This window comes from Sphingomonas sp. FW306-1B-B10E (genome assembly GCF_058782005.1).
Window position 1 is genome coordinate 1 of the sequence record NZ_JBYSXG010000108.1, and the last position, 2,205, is coordinate 2,205.

Sequence of the window (2,205 nt, forward strand, 5' to 3'; positions counted from 1 at the left end):
AGACAAGGCGCCCGCGGCGGGGGGGGCGGCGCCGCGGCGAAGGCTGGCGGAGGCGTCTCGGCCTGCTCGCCCGCCGCGGGCGCCTTGTCTCGCGCCACTTTCGTGACAGGCGCAGTTTCCACACGCCGTGCGGCAGGCACTTGCTTTTTTCCAGGCTCGCCTACGCAAGTTCCGCGGGCGCAGTCGGCACGTCCAGCTAGCGGCGCAACGGCAGGCGCCAGTGGCGGGTCGCCGGCCTTTTGCGCGACTTCTGTGGTCCGAGGGGCTGGCGGCTGGCTGGTTCCGATCGGCCCGCCCGGTTCGCGCAGCGCCAGCGGTATGCTGATCAGCGCGACGAGCAGCACCGAGGCGAAGGCGCCGGCCGGCCGCCAGCCGCTTGCAAGCCACCGCGCGCGGGGGCGGGCGGGGTTGGCCGCAGGCTCTTCGATGCCGTCGAAGCGCCGCATCGCCGCGGCGATCGCGGCGTCGCGCCCTGCCGGCCGGACTGGTGGAGGCTCGGGGAGCAACTGCGCGAGATCCTGGTCGCCGGCCACTTATGCCCCCCCGGCAGCGCCGGCGGCGAAGTCGCGACTAGGGGAGCGGAACGTCATCGGCTGAACCTATAGCGGCAATCTCGACCGGGTCGAAGGCATGAATGGGTGCGCCGCCGATCGACGGCGGCGCACCGTGCCGGCCTATCGCTCCAGGGCGGCCATCGCCCGCGCCGTCTTCGCCGCGCGGACCATTTGGAGGAATTCGGACCGATAGCCGAACGCGTCCTCGCCGCGTGCCGCGCTGGCGATGCGCAGCACGTCGTCGAAGGTCAGCGACCCGCTATGCCGGCCGCCGCGAAGCAGCTCGGCGAACCCAGCGACCGCCGCGGCATAGCGCGCATCGCGCGGCGCATCGTCGAAGCGCGCGAAGGCGACGCTGCGCCCGATCGGTGTCGAGATCAGCCGGCTGGTGTCCGATTTGGGCAGCTTGTAGCGGATCTTGACGAAGCCGAGCTCGTCGCTCTGTGCGGCAGCCATGCGCGGCGCGGGCGTCGCATAGCGCAAGTCGCCGATTGCCCGTGGGCCGCCGACGGGCGTGATCTCGTACAATGCCGTCACCGTCTGCCCCGATCCGACATCGCCGGCATCGACCTTGTCATTGTCGAAATCGTCGCGGTTGAGCATCCGCGTCTCATAGCCGATCAGCCGATATTCGGAGACGGTCCGCGGATTGAACTCGACCTGGATCTTCACGTCCTTGGCGATCGGGAACAAGGTCGAGGTCGCTTCGTCGACCAGCGCCTTCCGCGCCTCGTTCGCCGTGTCGATATAGGCGGCGGCGCCGTTGCCGTTCTGCGCCAGCACCTGCATCAGCGCGTCGTTGTAATTGCCCATCCCGAAGCCGAGCACCGAAAGGAACACCCCCTTGCCGCGCTCGCGCTCGACATAGCCCTTCAATTCCTCCTGGTTGGTGATGCCGACGTTGAAGTCGCCGTCGGTGGCGAGGATCACGCGGTTGACCCCGCGCGGATCGAGATTCTGCTCGGCGAGCGCATAGGCCTGGCGGATGCCCTCGGCCCCGGCGGTGCTGCCGCCGGCGCCCAGCCGGTCGATCGCCGCCAGAATGCGTGCCTTCTGGCTCGCCGGCGTCGGTTCGAGCGCGGTGCCGGCGCTGCCGGCATAGGTCACGATCGCCACGCGGTCGTCGCCGTCGAGCTGGTCGACCAGCATGCCGAGCGACTGCTTGACCAGAGGCAGCTTGTTGGGGTCGTTCATCGATCCCGACGTGTCGATCAGGAAGACGAGGTTGGCGCGCGGCCGCGTCGCGCGCTGGATCTCATAACCCTTGACCCCGATCCGCACGAGCTTGCGCCCGGGCGACCAGGGGCTGGGGAATACCGCGACATTGGTGCTGAATGGCTGCTGGGCGGTGCGTGCCGGGGCATAGTCGTAGGGGAAATAGTTGATCATCTCCTCGGTCCGCACCGCCGCCGGCTGTGGCAGCAAGTTGCGGTTGAGCGAGGCGCGCACGAACGCATAGGACGCCGTGTCGACATCGAGCGAGAAGGTCGAAACCGGCTCTTCGCGCGCGACCTTGAAGGGGTTCTCGGCGGTGGCAGTAAACTTGTCGCGTCCGACGTCACTGTAATACGGGCCGTGGCCGGGCCAAGGCTCCGGTTTCGCCGCAAAAGCGCGGCCCATGACGGCGGGTGCAGGCGGCGGGGGCGGGGCG

The 2,205-nt window shown here is 69.3% G+C and carries 1 protein-coding gene and 1 pseudogene; both read right to left on the bottom strand.

Annotated features, from left to right (window positions below):
- Window positions 1–533: pseudogene (locus AC3WJI_RS21555) on the bottom strand (hypothetical protein); the annotation flags it as partial.
- Between the two features lie 141 nt (window positions 534–674).
- The coding region (locus tag AC3WJI_RS21560; protein ID WP_492759362.1) for a vWA domain-containing protein at window positions 675–2,205 on the bottom strand (1,531 nt) is incomplete at its 5' end.